Origin of the sequence: Thermus albus, from assembly GCF_022760855.1 — a bacterium.
Lineage (GTDB): Bacteria > Deinococcota > Deinococci > Deinococcales > Thermaceae > Thermus > Thermus albus.
In genome coordinates this window covers 334,139-350,041 of sequence record NZ_JAKTNR010000001.1, presented here as the reverse complement: position 1 = coordinate 350,041, position 15,903 = coordinate 334,139, and the positions used below count along the sequence as shown (strand labels likewise).

The 15,903-nt window shown below is 62.0% G+C and carries 13 protein-coding genes; 1 reads left to right on the top strand and 12 read right to left on the bottom strand.

The window, feature by feature from the left end; translation table 11 throughout:
* Nucleotides 1–3 precede the first annotated feature (3 nt).
* Together L0D18_RS01735 and L0D18_RS01730 are read right to left on the bottom strand one after the other, a co-directional pair.
* Nucleotides 4–2,061: an MDR family MFS transporter gene (locus L0D18_RS01735; RefSeq protein WP_243026969.1), complete on the bottom strand. Its 2,058-nt coding sequence runs from the start codon at nt 2,059–2,061 to the stop codon at nt 4–6.
* Nucleotides 2,058–2,498, bottom strand: a complete 441-nt coding sequence (locus tag L0D18_RS01730) for a MarR family winged helix-turn-helix transcriptional regulator (RefSeq protein WP_243026967.1) — start codon at nt 2,496–2,498, stop codon at nt 2,058–2,060. Before L0D18_RS01730 ends, L0D18_RS01735 begins: the two co-directional genes overlap by 4 nt.
* Before the next feature lie 158 nt (nt 2,499–2,656).
* On the opposite strand from L0D18_RS01730, the gene L0D18_RS01725 reads away from it, so the two are divergent.
* Nucleotides 2,657–4,192: an acyl-CoA dehydrogenase family protein gene (locus L0D18_RS01725; protein ID WP_243026965.1), complete on the top strand. Its 1,536-nt coding sequence runs from the start codon at nt 2,657–2,659 to the stop codon at nt 4,190–4,192.
* Here the strand turns inward: L0D18_RS01725 and L0D18_RS01720 are convergent.
* The 10 genes from L0D18_RS01720 to L0D18_RS01675 form a co-directional block, all read right to left on the bottom strand.
* Entirely contained in the window at nt 4,177–5,889 is a 1,713-nt protein-coding gene (locus L0D18_RS01720) for an aldehyde ferredoxin oxidoreductase C-terminal domain-containing protein (protein ID WP_243026963.1), read from the bottom strand. The two genes, L0D18_RS01725 and L0D18_RS01720, sit on opposite strands and share 16 nt — an antisense overlap.
* Complete coding sequence (locus tag L0D18_RS01715) at nt 5,867–7,336, bottom strand: amidohydrolase (RefSeq protein ID WP_243026962.1); 1,470 nt, start codon at nt 7,334–7,336, stop codon at nt 5,867–5,869. The genes L0D18_RS01720 and L0D18_RS01715 overlap by 23 nt, the downstream gene beginning before the upstream one ends.
* A complete protein-coding gene (locus L0D18_RS01710) occupies nt 7,333–8,001 on the bottom strand; it encodes a GNAT family N-acetyltransferase (RefSeq protein ID WP_243026960.1) in 669 nt (222 codons plus the stop codon). Before L0D18_RS01710 ends, L0D18_RS01715 begins: the two co-directional genes overlap by 4 nt.
* Complete coding sequence (locus L0D18_RS01705; protein WP_243026958.1) at nt 7,985–9,328, bottom strand: aspartate aminotransferase family protein; 1,344 nt, start codon at nt 9,326–9,328, stop codon at nt 7,985–7,987. Before L0D18_RS01705 ends, L0D18_RS01710 begins: the two co-directional genes overlap by 17 nt.
* Nucleotides 9,329–9,335: 7 nt before the next feature.
* Nucleotides 9,336–10,361: a polyamine ABC transporter substrate-binding protein gene (locus L0D18_RS01700; protein ID WP_243026956.1), complete on the bottom strand. Its 1,026-nt coding sequence runs from the start codon at nt 10,359–10,361 to the stop codon at nt 9,336–9,338.
* Nucleotides 10,358–11,149, bottom strand: a complete 792-nt coding sequence (locus tag L0D18_RS01695; RefSeq protein ID WP_243026954.1) for an ABC transporter permease — start codon at nt 11,147–11,149, stop codon at nt 10,358–10,360. Before L0D18_RS01695 ends, L0D18_RS01700 begins: the two co-directional genes overlap by 4 nt.
* Nucleotides 11,146–12,051 carry an ABC transporter permease gene (locus tag L0D18_RS01690; protein ID WP_243026952.1) on the bottom strand — a complete coding sequence of 302 codons (906 nt, stop codon included), beginning with the start codon at nt 12,049–12,051 and terminating at the stop codon, nt 11,146–11,148. The genes L0D18_RS01695 and L0D18_RS01690 overlap by 4 nt, the downstream gene beginning before the upstream one ends.
* Nucleotides 12,044–13,090: an ABC transporter ATP-binding protein gene (locus L0D18_RS01685; RefSeq protein ID WP_243026950.1), complete on the bottom strand. Its 1,047-nt coding sequence runs from the start codon at nt 13,088–13,090 to the stop codon at nt 12,044–12,046. The genes L0D18_RS01690 and L0D18_RS01685 overlap by 8 nt, the downstream gene beginning before the upstream one ends.
* A 46-nt stretch (nt 13,091–13,136) precedes the next feature.
* The gene (gene gabT, locus L0D18_RS01680; protein WP_243026949.1) at nt 13,137–14,435 is read right to left on the bottom strand and encodes a 4-aminobutyrate--2-oxoglutarate transaminase; all 1,299 of its coding nucleotides are present in this window, start codon (nt 14,433–14,435) and stop codon (nt 13,137–13,139) included.
* A 71-nt stretch (nt 14,436–14,506) separates the two neighbouring features.
* Entirely contained in the window at nt 14,507–15,889 is a 1,383-nt protein-coding gene (locus L0D18_RS01675; RefSeq protein ID WP_243026947.1) for a PucR family transcriptional regulator, read from the bottom strand.
* Nucleotides 15,890–15,903 lie beyond the last annotated feature (14 nt).

The window sequence follows — 15,903 nt, the reverse complement described above, 5'->3', positions numbered from 1 at the left end:
CCATCACTCTAGCGAAGGGCGGGGCCCAAGGCTCCCCGATAGCTCCTTATCCGGCAAGGCCAGGAGGGCAAGGAGGGAAAAGCCAACAAAAGCGGCACTGAAAAGGAATATCCGGCGCAACGCCTCCACGATGCCCTCCTTTAAGGCCTCCTTAAGCCGCAGCCTCACCCCCTCGAGGCGCGCCACCACCTGGGCAGGGACCTGGGAGAGGGCCTTCTCCTCCGTCTGCTTGAGGAGTGTGGCTGCTTGGGCCACGGCCTCCTTCTCCACGGCCCTAAGGTGGGCTAGCAGCCTTGGCTTCACGGCCGGAGGGGGCTCTTGGGCTAAAAACCCCTCCAGGCTCGGCCCCCACGGCAAGCGCAAAAGGGCTTCCCTAGCCCCTTGATCCCCCCTCCAAGCCCTCTCCAGCAAGGAAAGGGTGCCCTGGGCTATCCCACCCGGGAGCAGGAGGCCCCGGGCTTCTGGGGGTAAGGTGGGGTTAGCTAGAAGGGCCTTGCGCGCATCCTCATCGCCCTCCAAAGCCTTTTCCAGCAGTTTTTGGAGTTCAGCGAACTGGGCAGGAATTCCCCCGGGCAGGAGGCTTTTCCTAAACCCTTCCGGCAGCAAAGGGTCCTCCGAAAGCATCCGGTAAGCCCCTTCGTCCCCCTTTAGGGCCTTGACCACCAGGTCCTCCAAACGGTTAAACTCCCGGTCCAAGTCCAAGGCGATCCCTTCGCCCGCCCGGACCATGGGGGAGGTGGATCCCCCAGAGGGGAAGGCCTGGGCCAGGTCCAAGGTACGGGCTTCGCCCGTGACCTGGGTTAGGCTTTGTGCCAGGACGGTACCCAAAAGGGCGACGCCCATGGTGGAACCGATCTGGCGCATGAACTGCACCATGCTGGTTCCGCTGCCAAGGCGCTCCTGGGGAAGTTCGCTTTGGGCCACGATGTTCAGCACGCTCTGCGATGGTCCTAGGCCGAGGCCCAGCAGGAAGAAGAGGCCCACGGCCACCCCAAGGGGAGTCTCCACCGTGAGGGCAAAGTGCAGAAGGAGGAACATGGCCAAAATAAAGGTGGCGCTAGCGATCAAGAGGACCTTATACCGCCCAAAGCGGGCCAAAAGCTGCCCAGCCCCGAGGCTTCCCACCATGACCCCAAGGACCAAGGGCAGCACCGTAACCCCGCTTTGGCTGGCGGAGACCCCCTTGACCACCTGTAGGTAAAGGGGAAGAAAGGCCACAGCGCCGAGGAAGGCCGGCCCGTAGAAAAAGGCGGCCAGCGCCGAAAGGCTGAAGACCCGCATCCGGAAGGCCGATAGGTCTAAAAGCGGGTACGGAAGACGAAGCTGGGATATGGCCCAAAGGAGCAAGCCCAGAAAGGCTCCGATAAAGAGGCCTAAGATGACAGGGCTGCCCCAAGGGTAGGTACTCCCGCCCCAGGATAAGGCCAGCATGAGGGGCACCGCCCAGGAGATCAGGAGAAAGGCCCCCAGGAAGTCAAAGGGCTCCCCCCCTTGAGGCCTTAGCCGGGGCATGTAGCGCAGGATGAACCAGAGGGCTACCCCTCCCACAGGCACGTTGATGTAAAAGACGAAGCGCCAGGACAGATGATCGGTGAGCAGGCCGCCCAGCCAGGGCCCCACCGCGGAGGAAAGCCCAAAGATGGCCCCAAAGGCCCCCGCCAGCCTGCCCCGCTGCCGGGGAGGGAAAAGCACCGCGATGGTGGTGAGGGCCAGGGCAAAAAGGGCCCCACCCCCTACCCCCTGGATGCCCCGGAAAAGGATCAGTTGGCCCATGTTCTGGGAAAGGCCGGAGAGTGCGGAACCCAAAAGAAAGATGGCCACCGCCCAAAACAAGATGGCCTTGCGGGAGAAGAGCTCGGTGAGGCGCCCGAAGATGGGGGCCGAGACCGTGGAGGTAAGGAGGTAGCTGGTGGTGACCCAGGCGTAATACTCCGCTCCCTTGAGTTCCCCCACGATGCGGGGCATAGCGGTGGAAACGATGGTCTGGTCCAAAGCCGCCAGGAAAACCCCAAGCAGCACGCCGATCATGGTAAAGCGGACCTCTTGTGGCGTAGGGTTCATGAATCCTCCTTCTTCTCTAGATTCGTTTGCCCATAGGGCAAGGCCACCAGCTTGCCCAAAAGGCCCAGCAGGTGCTCTATCTCCTCTGGGCTAAGCCGGGCCAGGCGGCGCCTCAGGGCCGCTTCCATAAGCCTTTCTGCCTCCTCGAGGGCCACCTTCCCCTTTTCCGTCAGGCGGAAGGTGAAGCGGCGCAGGTCCTTGCTGTCCAGGGTGCGCTCCACAAAACCCCGCTCCTCTAACCGCCGGAGCATGTGGCTCACGGTGGGTGGGGGAAGCCCCATGTGCCGGGCCACATCCGAGGGATAGGGCAGCCCCTCCACCACCCGTAAAAGCCAGGCCTCGAGGCCCGAAAGCCCTATGGCCACCAACCCCTCCTCCATCTCCTCCCGCACGGCGCGCTGAAACCGCCATATCCGCCCCATGAGGTCCCACACCATGGCAAAGATATTATTTCAGTTCAAACTATTTGATTGCCAGCTATCCCACCTTGACGCCCCCGCACCCCCGGGATTACCGCTCCGTCCACCACTGGGACCTCCCCAAACTACTTGACGCCCCCGCACCCCCGGGATTACCCTGGGCCTCGGAGGACACCATGAGCCTGCTTTTTTACAGCCAAGGACAGGATCACTATAACCTTGACCCAGACCTAAAAGTAGTACTGGACACCTTCACCCCCGGCCTACCCCAAGAAGCCCTGTCCACCTTCGGGAAGCTGGTGGGGGAAGAGGTGCTGGAGGTGGCCCACCACATAGATCAAGACGCCCCACCCCGCCTAAAGATGCACGACCTGGATGGAAACCGCATGGACCGGGCCCTCCTCTCCCCGGCGCAGAAGGCCCTTTTGGACAAGCTCCGCCCCATGATCCGCCCCGCCTACGAGGGCCAAGGCTGGCCCCTGCACTACGCCTTCGGCTACCTCTTGGCGGATGGGGGGCTCTACTGCATCCTCACCATTACCCATCAGGTAGCCTATGCTCTGCACAAGTACGCCCCAGAATGGGAGGCGGTGAAGCGGGAACTCCTTTACGGCCCGGCCTTCGGCGCCACCTGGATGACGGAGATCCAAGGGGGAAGCGACCTTGGGGCCAACCGCACCCTGGCCAAACGGGAGGGGGAAGCCTTCCGCCTTTACCAAGGGGACAAGTACTTCGCCTCCGGGGCGGGCCTGGCCGACTACGCCCTGGTGACTGCCAGGCCAGAAGGGGCCCCCGAAGGGCCCAAAGGGCTTGGCCTCTTCCTCCTGCCCAGGGAGGTGGAGGGCCGGCTCAACTTCACCGTGCGCCGCTTTAAGGAGAAGCTGGCCACCCGGGCCGTGCCCTCGGGGGAGGTGGAACTAGAAGGAAGTCTAGCCTATCCCATTGGCCGGTTGGAGGAGGGTATCTATTACACTTTAGAGACCCTCACCGTAAGCCGTCTGGCCAATGCGGTGGCCGCCATGGGCATCGGCAAAAAGGCCCACCTCGAGGCCCTCTTCCGGGTGAGGCGGCGCACGGCCTTTGGCAAGAGGCTTTTGGATCACGACCTGGTCCAACACGACCTCCTGGAGATGCGCCTTAGGCAGGTAGGGGGCACCGCCTTGGCCTTTTTGGCCGTATGGGCCTTTGACCAGGCCTGGGAGGAAAAACCCCCCTACAGCCCCCGCTACCACCTGGCCCGCCTCCTCTCCCACCTGGCCAAGGGGCGCACCGCCGAACACGCCAGCGCCATCACCGCCCTGGCCATGGAACTCTTCGGCGGCCTGGGCTTCCTGGAGGAATACGGGGTAGCCCGCTGGCACCGGGAGGCCCTCATCACCCCCATCTGGGAGGGTCCCGCCAACATCCAGGCCCTGGACATGCTGGAGGCCATCGCCAAAAAGCGGGCCCATGAACCTCTTTTGGAGATGCTCCAGAATCATCCCCAGGCCCAAAGGTATGCGGAAAGGGCGCTGGCAAGGCTAAAGGAAGAAGGCCCCTGGCACGCCAAGGAGGCCCTAAGAACCCTGGCCGACGCCCTGGCCGTCTACGCCTTGGCAAAGGTAGCCCACGAACCCTTCCCTGAGCTTTCCCACCTTTACGCCCGGCGCTTCCTGGAAGGAGAACCCCTACCCCTTAGCGCCAAAAGGCCCAGGCTCTACGACCCCTGGTGAAGCTTCTCGTATAGGGGCCCCAGGTCCTCAGGGCGGAAGCGGGCGGTGTAGCCCTTGGGGGGCAAGGGTTCCTGGTAGAAAAAGGCGGGAAGGCGGTCCTCCTGGTGGGTGAAGCCCGCCAGGTGGTTGAAGCGGTGCTCCAGGCGCAAAACCCCCTCCCCAAGCTCACGCCAAAAGCCGGGGGTGAGGCTTGTGCCCAAGGCGGCGTTGAGGCTTTCCACCACGAACTCCACCTGCCTGTTGGTGACGCTTCCCCCGAAGACACAAAGGCCCAGAGCATCGTTGGCGGCAGCATTCACCTGGGCCTGGTAGCTGGCCTCCAGGATCTCCGCCACCGGCATGGCCCGGGTTTCCAGGCGCGGGGCATTGCCCGCGGTGTGGTCCGCCCCCTGGGCGGTCACCATCATGGTGATGCCCGTGGCCTCCACCACCCTGGGGTCGTAGGCGCTGATGGCCTGGCGCTTGATAACGGGAACCCGCTTAAGCCCCAAGGCCTCCCCTACCCGGGCGGTGCCTTGGGCCAGGAAGCGGGCTGCCTCGCTCGGGGTATAGAGGGCCTTGAGCTTGGCCTCCATGAAGGTATAATCCCCCCAATCCACCTCCCCCTTTTCCATGAAGAGGGCCAAGGTGGCCCCGGTTTCTATGGTGTCCACCCCCAGGTCGTTGGCCAAACGGTTTAGGCGGGCGAGCTGGTCAGGGTCCGCAAGGCCGCAATTGGTACCCAGAAGGCCGATGGTCTCGTATTCCAACGGGGAAACCACCTCCTTCCCCTCCCCATCCACGATGACGTTGGAGCACTGGATCACGCACCCGGGCATGCAGGCGTGGGTGGGCTTCCCACCCCGGGCCTTGTTGAGGGGGGCGATGTACTGGCCCCCCATGCGGAACTCCTCCGGAGGGGCAAGCTGCCCCTGGCGAAAGTTCCGCACGGGAAGTCCCCCGAAGGCATTCTGGAAGTCGGCCATCCCCATGGTGCCGATGGCGTTGTAGAACTTCATCACCAAGGGATCTTGGCGCAAGAGCTCCGCATAGCGGCGGATGGCCCCGGTGACCTTGGGCTTGTCCCAGACCTCCGCCTTCCCCGGCACCTCTACCACGAGGGCCTTCACCCGCTTGGCTCCCATGACCGCCCCCACGCCACCCCGGGCCGCCAGGCGGGAGGGCCTCCCATCTATATCGGAAAAGGCGATGCCGGAAAGGAGGCCCAGATACTCCCCCACCGGCCCCAGAAGGGCAAACGCGATCTTCCTGCCGTAGGCGGCAAAAAGCCTTGTGGCCGCCTGGAAGTTCCCGAGGCCGAGGAGCTCCCCCGCTGGGTCAAAAAAGACCTGCCCCTCCCGGGTGATGCGGAGGACCACCCAGTCGGGGCTTGTCCCCTCGAGGACCAGATGGGCAAGCTTCATCTGCCCCAGGGCGTAGCCGAAGGTGCCGCCCCCGTTGGCCTCCTTGATGCCCAGGGTCAGGGGGCTACGGGTGCCCACGCTGGTGCGGTTGGCGTTGGAAAACCCCGTGCCCGCCAAGGGGCCGATGGCGAAGACCAGGGGGTTCTCCGGGGAAAGGGGGTCCATGCGGTACGCCTCCCGCTCCATGAGGATCCTCCCCGTGCGAAAACGGCCACCAAAGGCCACCTCCTCGGGGGGAACCTCCTGCCAATGAACCCGCTGTGACGAGAGATCAACGTTCAAAGACCGCCACACCGTCCACCTCCACCCTTATTACCTGAGCTTCCCCCGGATTAATCAAGGGATTTTCGGAAAATACCACGAAATCCGCCCGATGCCCTGGCCAAAGGCGCATGGCCTCGAGGCCACTGGCCTCCGGGAGGGTGTAGTAGAAAAGGGCCCGCTCTAAGGGGATACCCCTCCCTGCAATGGGCATGAAAGCCGCTACCCAAGCCCCGCGCCAAGGGGCCAGGTCCCGCACCACTGGGGCATCGGAGGAAAACGCTATGGCCACCCCAGCCCCTTCCATGCGCCTTAGGTTATAGCACCACGGGAGAAACCGCTCTGGTATGTACCTCATAAAATTCTCCCGTAGCTCCTGGAGGAAGATGGGCTGGGGAACCACCCAGACGCCCAGGCTCCTGGCCAGGGTAAGCTCCTTCGGTCCTGGCAGGCCGAAGTGCTCTATGCGGTGCCGAAGGGGTCGTGGCTCCTCCGCATAAAGCCGGGCATAGGCGGCAAGCACCTCCCGTATGGCCACATCCCCGATGGCATGGGTGGCCACGAAAAACCCCTTTTTGTGAGCGGGAAGGGCCAGCTCCAAGATCTCCTCTGCCTTGAGCCGCAAAACCCCCCTTCCGCCCACATCCCGGTAGGGCAGGCTCACCGCGGCCGAGGCTCCTGAAAGCCCCCCATCGGCAAATAGCTTTACCCCAGCCACCACCAGCCGGTCCGACCGGTAGAACTCGGGCAAGGGATAGGTGACCTCCTCCCCGTCGGGCCGGAGCATAGCCAGGACACTTACCCTCAAGGGAAGGCGACCTTCCCGGTCTAGGGTGCGGTAGGCCTCGAGGAGAAGGGGATCCGCCCCCGCCTCCGTGGCTGAGGTAATGCCATGGGCTAGGAGGTGGCGTGCCCCAGCCAGAATATAGCGTTGGTAGTCCTCCACTGTGCGCTTGGGAAGCACCCGTTCCACCAGGCCATAAGCCCTTTCCAGAAGGAGCCCCTCCTCATAGCGAACCTCACCTCCAGGAGGACTTACCGTATGCGGACCGATCCCCGCGACCGCCAAGGCTTGCGTGTTAAGGGCGTGAATGTGGGCACAGGTGCGGGTGAGAAGGACCGGGCGGCCTGGCACCGCTGCGTCAAGAAATGCCCGGCTGGGAACACCTCCCAGGGTGGCCTCGTTCCATCCTCGCCCCAAGAGCCAAGCCCCGGGAGGCAAGGCCTGGTCCCGCTCCTGAAGGAGGCGCACCAGGGCATCCAAGGAATCCACCTGGCGCAGGTCCACAAGATCCGTAAGGAGCTGGCCGATCTTCCAGATGTGCACGTGGGCATCGTGAAATCCAGGAAAAACCACCTCTCCCCTACCCTGCCCCGGCACCAACCCCACCACCCGCCCCGCCTTGACCCAGAGGCCTCGGTAAGGCTGGTAGCGGCCCCGGGCATCGGGAACGTAGATGCTCCCAGACACCTCCCTCACCAACCCACCTCCGGGTTACGCCACACCACAAAGACCCCATAGTTGAGGCAGGAGGGGTCTTGGAGATAATCCGGCATGATTCCATACGCTCGGTAACCACGCCTCAGTTGAATGGAAAGTACTGGGTCCTGAATCTCCCCCCGGACCACCCGGTGCACGTACTCCTCTATGGGCATCTCGTGGGCGTAGCGGTGATACCCCTTGGGCATGCTCCCCGCCACATGCCCCCGGAGACCCAAGCGGCGCACCAGGTCCTGACGGGCCTGGTACAGCAAACGGGAAAGGCCTCGCCCACGGTACTCTGGCAAGACCCCGATATCGGCCCCGTAAAGCCAGTCCCCTTTAGGGTCGTGGTTAGTAAGCCAGTTTCCCGCCACCGCCTCTATATACCGGTGCTGGTAGTGGTGAAAATCCACCCGGGTACGGAAATCGGTAGAACACGCCACCACCTTGCCCGTGGCCAGTTCCACCACCGCGTGTTGCCCTTCAGGAAACACCTTCATGTGGGAGAGATAGTGCTCCCTGGTCATCCGTTCCTCCCGGGAGAGGGTGGGGAAGCTAGCCTCCTGGATGGCCTCGAGGGCCTCCGCCATCCAAGGCTGGGACTGGACAACAGCAAATAGACCATCCTCAGAAACCAGCAGGGGCTTAGGCAAGGACGGCATACACCTCCTTGATGTTTTCCGCCACCACAAAAAGGCCTTCCTCCAACATATCCAAAGGGATATCTAAAGGGGGTAAAAAGCGAAGGACATTGGAGTACAACCCCGCCCGTAGGGTGATTACCCCCCTTTCCGTATTCCGCTTCACCAACTCCAATACAAACTCCGGCCAAGGTTCCTTCGTCCTCGGATCCCTTACAAACTCCAGGGCCATCATGGCACCCATGCCCCGCACGTCCCCCAAAGCCGGCACTTCCCCTTTAAGCGGCTCAAACACCTGGCGGATTTTGGCCTCTATCCTTGGGGCGTTTGCCAGGAAACCTGGAGACTGGAGGATTTTTAAGGCCTCGAGGGCCGCAACCGCCGCCAGGGGATTCCCCCCATAGGTGCTTCCCACCCCGCCCACGTGGGGCGCATCCAGAATCTCCGCCCGGCCGGTCACAGCGCTGATGGGCATCCCGGCTCCTAGGCTCTTGGCGGAAACAATGAGATCGGGCACCACCCCGCTATGCTCGATGGCCCACATCTGCCCCGTGCGACCCGAACCAGACTGCACCTCATCGGCAATAAACACAGCCCCTGTGCGGTCGGCAATCTCCCGGAGCTTTTTCAAGAACTTATGGGGTACCGGAATGAAACCCCCCTCGCCCAGAACCGGCTCGATTACAATGGCCGCCAAAGCCGAACCATCGATGTGAGCCACCAGGGCGTTCTCCAGGTTCCAAAGGGACCACTCCACGTACTCTTCCTGGGTCATCCCCGGCGGGGTACGGTACAGGTTGGGCACGGGCAGGCGGTACACTTCCGGGGCAAAGGGACCAAATCCCTTCTTAAAAAGGGCGTACTTGGAGGTCATGGCCATGGTAAGGTTGGTTCGGCCATGGTACGCCCCCTCAAACACCATGACCCCAGCCCGGCCAGTGTAGGCCCGGGCCAACTTCACCGCATTCTCTACTGCCTCCGCCCCGCCGTTGGCCAGGAGGGTCTTGGCAGGACCAGGCCCGGGGTAAAGGGCATTTAAAGCCTCTGCTAACGCCACGTAAGGCTCATAGTTGGCCACGATGGCGCACATGTGAATGAGGCTTTCCGCCTGGGCCTTTATGGCCTCCACCACTGCCTTTGGTGTGTGGCCCACGCCCAGAGCTCCAATGCCCCCTGCCAGGTCGATGAGAACGTTGCCATCCACATCCTCCACTAAGGCTCCATGAGCCTTAGCTACAGCGATGGGATTGGCCTGGGCCAAAGCCCGCGTAACCGCCTGGGCCCTGCGTTCCATGAGGGCCAGGCTCCTGGGACCAGGAATAGCGGTTTTAAGCTGAATGTACCCCATAGATCTCCTAGCGGCTTTTCACTGCAGTCCAGACTTCATCGTAGAGACGGTTATCCTTCCCTAGGTCCAAAATGAACTCCGAGCGCTTCATCACCTCGGCATCTGGATAAATGGCCGGATTCTTCCGGTCTTCAGGCCGGATGTAAGGAAGGGCTGCCCGGTTGGGAGTGGCGTACCGGTTAAAGTTGGAAAGCTGGGCCCCCACCTTGGGATCCAAGATGAAGTTGATGAAAAGATGGGCCGCTTCGGGGTTCGGCGCCTTTGCGGGGATCATCAGGGAATCCACCCACAAGGTGGCGCCTTCCTGGGGAATGGCGAACTCTACTTTGCCGGGGTTTTCGTCGGCCGCCTTCACCGCATCCCCGTTGTACACCACCGCATAGGTGGCTGCCCCCGCCACCACCCGGTTCTTCCCCCCTACCCCACCCTCAAACCCCAGGAAATACCGGCTCCTTTTGACCTGAAGAAGGAGCTGGCCCGCCGCCTGCACCTCCTTGGGATTTCTGGTGTTAACGGAATAACCCAGATAGCGAAGGGCATTGCCCAGCATCTCCCGCGGCGAGTCCATGAGGATGAAGGGGGCCTTGGGGTCCTTAAAGAGAACCGCCCAGCTCTTCGGCTTGGCCACCCTGTCCTTGCGGAAGATGAGGCCTGTGGTACCCCACTGGTAGGCAGCGGAGTAGCGGTTCCCCGGATCAAAGGGAGGGTTTCTGAATTTATCGTCCAGGTTCTTTAGGTTGGGAATCTTAGCGTGGTTTAGGGTTTGAACCAGACCCAGGCGGATGATAGAGGGAACGTAAAAGTCCGAGGGGACGATGATGTCGTACTGGCTCACACCACCCGCCTGAAGCTTGGCGATCATGTCCTCGTTGGATTCGTAGAGATCCATCCGGACCCTGTAACCGTACCGCTGGGTAAAGGCTTGGAGAATAGCAGGGTCAATGTACTCGGACCAGATAAAAAGCCGAAGCTCGCCTTTCTGCGCAAGACCTAAGGCCAAGCAAGCCACCAAGAACACCGCCATCCTTTTCATGCCGACCTCCTTGTGAAGCGCTCTGCGCTCAACACCAACACCACCGTGAAGAGGAAAAGCAGGGTGGAAACCGCATGGATTTCTGGGGTAATCCCCCTACGTGCCGAGGCATAGATGACCAAGGGTAGCGTTTGGCTGGTAGGACCTGCGGTGAAGAAGCTGATAACGAAATCATCCAGGGAAAGGGTAAAAGCCAGCATGGCCCCAGCCACAATGCCGGGAGCCAGGAGGGGGAGGAGGACCCGACGGAGGTAGTAGGGGTAGGAGGCGTAGAGATCCCGGGCAGCCTCGTCCAGCTCCCTAGGTAGGCTTTTGAGGCGGCTCATCACCACTAAGGCCACAAACCCCACCTGAAAGGTGGCGTGGCCCACCACCATGGCGGGAAGGCCGGGCTCAAAGAGGGAGAAGGCCTGCCGCAGGAAGCCAAAGGCCACCACCAAGGCCGCAGCCAGGATTAGGTCCGGGGTGACCACGGGAAGGTATAAGGCGGTTTCCAGAAGAGCACGCCATCGAGGACCAAAAGGATGCCGTTCCAGCCCCAAAGCCAAGAGGGTTCCCAAAACCGTGGCCACCAGGGTGGAAAGAAGGGCCAGGACTAGGGTGTTTTTCGCCGCCTCCAAGAGGGCGGGGTTATGGAAAAGCCGCACATACCAGTCCCAGGTGAACCCTCCCCAGCCCAGGCCATGCCGGGTGCGGTTAAAGGAGAACAGGGCCACCGCCAACATGGGGAGGTACAAGAAGGCCAACGCCGCCCAGGCTACCGTGGATACCAGCCACCCCCCCCTCATGCCAGCTCCACCTCCTTCCCATGACGCCGGTAAAGCCTTAGGGCCAGCAACGTGAGAAGGATCAGGACCAGGCTCAAAGCCGCCCCGTATGGCCAGTCCCTCATGCTGTAAAAAGCTTGCTGGATCAGGTTACCCACCAGAAGGTGTCTAGCCCCGCCCAAGAGATCAGGAACCACAAACATACCCATGGCGGGAATGAAGGTGAGGATCGCCCCCACAGTTAGCCCAGGCAAGGTCTGGGGCAGGACACCGTGCAGAAAAACGCGCACGGGCCCCCCATAAAGGTCGCGCACCGCCTCCAGCAAGCTCTCATCTAGCCGTTCAACGCTGGAGTACACCGGCAAGACCATAAAAGGCAAGAAAGCGCTCAGCATACCCATGTAAACGGCCAAGCTGCTGGGGAAAAGGGCCATACCGGGCTCCACCAATCCCAGAGCGCTCAGAATGCGCGCAAAGGGCATCTCTGGAGCCAGAAGCAACTGCCACGCATAGGTGCGGATCACAATGTTGGTCCAGAAAGGAATCAGGACCAGCGCTAGAAAGAAGTAGCGGCGGTGGGCTGGTTGCGAGCGGATAAAAAAGGCAACGGGATAGGCCACTATCCCCGCCAACACCGTGGTTACCAAGGCCACCCAGAGGGTGCGAAAAAGGGCCATAAGGTTATCCAAGCTAAAGCCCAGCACCCCAAACCCCAGGAGCCTCCGGTAGTTGTCCCACGTGAACGTCCAAACCACCTCGCCAAAAGCACCCCGCTCAGCGAAGGACAGGGGGATCAGCACCAAACCCGGGAGAACAAGGAATGTCAGCAGCCATAAAAGACCCGGAAGCACCAAAAGGACACCCCGCCAAAGAAGGTTCCTGGCGGTGGTCAGCTCCCCGTACCAGACCACAACCCTATCCATTCAGCACCACCAACCCGTCCACCGGAAGGCGGATAAAGACCTGCTGACCCCCTGTGATTCTTAAGGAGGTGCGAACGCGTAACAAGGCATGCTCCTGGACGGAGGTTTCCACATAGGCCTCGAAATACGCTCCCCGGTACACCACCTGGCGCACCCATGACGAAAAACTCCCTGGCACCGGCTCACTGAAGACCTCTATCCGCTCGGGCCTCAAGGCTAGGTAGCCCTGCTCCCAAGGAACCTTCAAAGGGAAGAAGCCGAACGGAGTTTGTACTCCCGGGCCCGACCTGAAAGCAGGGATGAGGTTGGCCACCCCCAAGAACTCCGCCACAAAGCGGGTTTGCGGCTTCTCATACACCTCTTCTGGGGTACCCACCTGGAGGAGAACGCCTCCCTCCATCACCCCGATGCGATCGGAAACCGCCATGGCCTCCTCTTGATCGTGGGTTACCAGGATAAAGGTGGCCCCAAGGCGCTTTTGCAGGGTCCTCAGTTCCACCTGCACTTCAGCGCGAAGCTTGGCGTCCAAGGCGCTCATGGGCTCATCCAACAACAAGACCTGGGGCTCGTTGACTAAGGCCCGCGCCAAGGCCACCCGCTGCTTTTGGCCTCCTGAAAGCTGACGTGGATACCGATAGAGTAGGCTTTCCAAACGCAAAAGCCCTATGGCGTACTCCACTCTGGCGCGGATCTCGGCCTCGGGAAAGCGCCGGCTCCTCAGACCAAAAGCCACGTTCTCGTATACCGTGAGGTGAGGGAAAAGGGCGTAATTTTGAAACACCGTATTTACCGGACGCCGATGAGCTGGAAGGGCTGTTAGGTCTTTGCCTCCAAGCACGATCCGCCCCCTGTCAGGAACCTCGAAGCCACCGATCAGTCGAAGAAGGGTTGTCTTCCCGCACCCAGAGGGTCCCAGAAGAGTAAAAAACTCCCCTTTACGCACCTCTAGGGATATACCCTTCAGCACCTCCACCGCCCCAAAGCTCTTTCGAAGGCCCTCCAGGACCAAGCCCTCAACGCTTTCCTTAACCTCCGTCATGCGTCCCCCGGTACCTGGCATTCAAGGGCTGGACTGCGCCCCCCCACTACGTCTCTCCCAAGGCTACCTCCAAGGCCATCTCCAGCCGGGAAAGGCCTTCTCTGACCTCCGCTTCCGTGGCCACCAAAGGGACCAGGATGCGGATCACGCTCCCGTACATCCCCGCCTTAAGGAGAATCAGCCCCCTCCGGCGAGCCTCCTCCAACACCCTTTGCCCCAGTTCTGGGGCAGGCTTTTTTGTAACCGGGTCCTCTACCAACTCCAAGGCCACCATGGGACCCAGCCCCCGGACCTCACCCACCTGTGGAAACCGCCCCTGAAGAAGCTTAAGACCCTCCCAGAGAACCTTCCCCAAAGCCCGGCCCCTTTCGAGAAGGTCTTCCTCTTCAAAAATGTCCAAGACCGCCAACCCCGCAGCGCAGGCCAAGGGGTTACCCGCATACGTTCCCCCTAGGCCGCCGGGCTTGGGAGCATCCATGACCTCGGCCCGGCCCACCACCCCGGATAGGGGAAGACCCGCCGCCACGCTCTTGGCAAAGGTGAGGAGGTCGGGAACCACGGCGCTATGCTCCACAGCCCACATCCTCCCGGTGCGGCCGAAACCGGACTGGATCTCATCGGCAATGAGGAGTATCCCGTGGGAGGCGGTGATTTCCCGAATACCCTGCAAGTACTTCTCCGAAAGGGGAATAAATCCCCCCTCCCCCAGCACAGGCTCCAGGATCACGGCTGCCACCCGCTCGGGGTCCACCGTCGTGCGGAATAGTTCCCTCAGGCCTTCCAGGGCCATCTCATCGGATACACCGCGGTAGGGGTAGGGGGCTGGGGCATGGTAGACCTCGGGAGCAAAAGGGCCGAAGTTTTGCTTGTAGTACGAGGCCTTCCCGGTGAGGGACATCCCCAGCAAGGTTCGCCCATGGAAGGAATGGGTAAGGGCCACCACCGCCGGACGATCCGTATAAGCCCGGGCGATCTTCACCGCATTTTCCACCGCCTCAGCCCCCGTGGTCAGGAAGAGGGTCTTTTTACCGAAATCCCCCGGGGCCAGCTTGACCAGGCGTTCCGCCAAGCGCACATAGGCCTCATAGGGGGTCACCTGGAAGCACACGTGGGTGAAACGCTCCAGCTGGGCGCGGACTGCCTGGAGTACCCGGGGGTGTCCATGTCCCACGTTCATCACCCCAATGCCCCCAGCAAAGTCCAGGTATTCCTGGCCGTCCACATCCCAGATGCGAGCCCCTTCGGCCCGAGCCACGAAGACGGGATGGGCCTGGGCCACCCCCCGGGGGACATACCGCTCGCGCAACTGCCAAAGCGTTTGGTTCCGCGAATCCACCAAGGCCACCTTGCCTCCTTTGAGCTAAAAGGCTAGGCCTTGGGTGCAGACGAAACTACGGCCTCGGCGAACAAACCATGCTATCTGTTTTTGTTTTGCAGCAACACTATTCGGGCCGCAAGCTCTAAGCGGAACCGGTCTTCCGGGTTCTGCAGGGAAACGGAAAGCTTTTCCTCCACCCGCCGCAGGCGGTAGCGAAGGGTATTGAGGTGGATACCCAAGGCCCTGGCCGCCCGCTTATGGGAAAAGCCTGCCCGCACCCAGGAGAGAAGGGCCGCCAACTCCCCAGGCCGAAGCGAGGCAAGCCAAGCCTGGAGTTCCTGCCGGGCCTCCTCGTCACCCAGGAGAAACCTAGGAACCAGGTGGGTTTCGTACAGGTACACCCCGGGCTCCCGAAAGGCAAAGAGGCGCTCCACCTCCTCGAGGGCTCCCTTAAGCTCGCCTGGCCTTCGGGGGCGCGACAAGTAGAGGGGCCCGATCCCGGAAAGCTCCCTAAGCAATCCCTGAGGATCCAAGCGCTCTGGTAACAAGAAGCGAACCTGGTTGAGGCTCAGGGATAAGAGGGTGCAGGCCCCCTGGCGCCGCAAAAGGTCCCGCATCCTTCGCAGTATCCTTTCCCTTTCTTGGAAATCCCTCTCGCTCAAAGGAAGGGAAAGAGGGAGAAGCAACACCCCAAGCCGGTACCGTTCGTCCAAGTCCAGGCCAAAGGCCCGTGCTCGCTCCAGGGTCAGAGCCTCCTGCTGGCCCTCCAGGAGGGCATCCAGAAAGGCGTAGCCTAGCCTCGCCTCCTGCTCCGCCAAAGCCCGCTGATGGGCCATGATAAGCCCCGCCACTAAGGCAGCGTTTTCTAAGGCCTGGCGCTCCACCTCGTCCGCCGCCCCCTCCAGGACCAGGTATCCACCCCGCTCCCGGCCCAGGGGAACGGGCACCGCAGAGCCCACCGGGGTGTCGGAGAAGCGCACCGGACGTCCCAAAAGTTGGGAAAGCCGCTCCAAAAGTGTTTCCAAGTCCTCGCGCCCCAGCACTGCCTGCATGAGGGCCCGATGCAGGGTATGCACCCGTTCCTGAACCTCCAGCTGCCGGGCAAGGACCTTACGCAACACCTCCTCGGTGACCTGGGCAAAGGGTATTTCCCAGGGAAGCTCAAGGGCGGCCACGCCCTTTTCCACCAGGACCTCGATGGCCACCTGGGGGAAGCGTTCAAAGAACTGGGGAACCGCCAGGGCCACCCCGGCAGGCTCCCGCTCCGCCAGGGTACGGGCGAAGGCCTCCAAGGACCCCGGCTCCCTGGGCCAGGCGTAGCCCGTGGTCAAAACCAACTGTCCCGGGCGCAACCAAGGAGCAGGGTCAGGAAGGTCCACCACATGGACCCAGGAAACCCGCCTCGCCAGGTCCCCGCCCAGCACGCGGGCCCGGGAAAGGACGGGAAGGCGGAGAAGTTCTTCTAGCGCAAGGCCGGTCACCTGGCCACCCTCCA

Bases quoted from the DNA above. Each gene is read 5' to 3' on its own strand.
- L0D18_RS01735 (WP_243026969.1), bottom strand. From the start codon at position 2,061: ATGAACCCTACGCCACAAGAGGTCCGCTTTACCATGATCGGCGTGCTG.
- L0D18_RS01730 (WP_243026967.1), bottom strand. From the start codon at position 2,498: ATGGTGTGGGACCTCATGGGGCGGATATGGCGGTTTCAGCGCGCCGTG.
- L0D18_RS01725 (WP_243026965.1), top strand. From the start codon at position 2,657: ATGAGCCTGCTTTTTTACAGCCAAGGACAGGATCACTATAACCTTGAC.
- L0D18_RS01710 (WP_243026960.1), bottom strand. From the start codon at position 8,001: ATGCCGTCCTTGCCTAAGCCCCTGCTGGTTTCTGAGGATGGTCTATTT.
- L0D18_RS01705 (WP_243026958.1), bottom strand. From the start codon at position 9,328: ATGGGGTACATTCAGCTTAAAACCGCTATTCCTGGTCCCAGGAGCCTG.
- L0D18_RS01700 (WP_243026956.1), bottom strand. From the start codon at position 10,361: ATGAAAAGGATGGCGGTGTTCTTGGTGGCTTGCTTGGCCTTAGGTCTT.
- L0D18_RS01695 (WP_243026954.1), bottom strand. From the start codon at position 11,149: ATGAGGGGGGGGTGGCTGGTATCCACGGTAGCCTGGGCGGCGTTGGCC.
- L0D18_RS01690 (WP_243026952.1), bottom strand. From the start codon at position 12,051: ATGGATAGGGTTGTGGTCTGGTACGGGGAGCTGACCACCGCCAGGAAC.
- L0D18_RS01685 (WP_243026950.1), bottom strand. From the start codon at position 13,090: ATGACGGAGGTTAAGGAAAGCGTTGAGGGCTTGGTCCTGGAGGGCCTT.